General features: G+C 28.6%; 1 protein-coding gene. It reads left to right on the top strand.

Features of this window, described 5'->3' with window-relative positions; genetic code table 11:
- Positions 1-632 precede the first annotated feature (632 nt).
- On the top strand, positions 633-922 hold a 290-nt coding region (locus CN514_RS20850; RefSeq protein ID WP_098234231.1), incomplete at its 3' end, for a YbjQ family protein.

The following is a 922-nucleotide window of genomic DNA, read 5'->3' as shown; positions in this document are numbered from 1 at the left end:
GTATAATTTAAAACTTGATATACATACATTAGAGGGGTTTATAAAAAATCAGCAATTATTGATTGAAGTAGAACTTCAGCGATTTAATCATTTTTAAAATGAAAATATTCTTTTTGATCGTGGTCCAGAAGACATCGAATTCTATACGCTCTTTTTTCCAATCGCAAACGGTTATTCATGGGATATAGAATACTATTTAAAAGATGAATTAAATCAACTTAGAAAATGCAGATCTGATTTAATTATTTATTTAGATGCTGGATTTGAAACGCTTGAAAGAAGAAAACAAAATGATTTTTCAAATAGAAGAAGTTCATTTGATCAAAATATGAAATTATATCAATATGAAAAAGAGTGGTATAAGCAGTTTAACACTAAATTTATAGATGTAAATGAGAAGGCTTCAATTGAAGTAGAAGAATCAGTTTTGGAAATATTAACCAATAATAATTTGCTAAGAAAATGAATATCACTTTAGTAAAAAGGGATTAAACTTATTACATAGAATTAATACATTATACGTTTCAAATTTTCCATTTTTAACTAATGAAGTTTAAAAATGGTATTGAAATACATACACAAAATTGGATAAATAGATTTGTGTAAAGAATAAAAATTTTGAGGTGAACATTATGATCGTAGTTACAACTGAAAACATTGAAGGGTATAAACTAGTTGAAGTAAAAGGACCTGTATTTGGAGTAATTGTACGTAGTAGAGGACTAGGTGGCGATATTTTAGCTGGTCTAAAAAGTCTTGTTGGTGGAGAAATCAAACAATACACTGCAATGCTTGAGGATGCTAGAAAAGAAGCGATGGATCGAATGACTAAAAACGCAAGTGAAATGGATGCAAATGCAATTATCATGATGCGCTTTGATTCAGGTGAAATAGGGCAAAACATGAGTGAAATTGTAGCATA

Origin of the sequence: Bacillus sp. AFS001701, assembly GCF_002559405.1 — a bacterium.
GTDB lineage: Bacteria > Bacillota > Bacilli > Bacillales > Bacillaceae_G > Gottfriedia.
The sequence above is the reverse complement of the archived record's forward strand: the minus strand, read 5'-3'. Positions and strand labels throughout refer to the sequence as shown.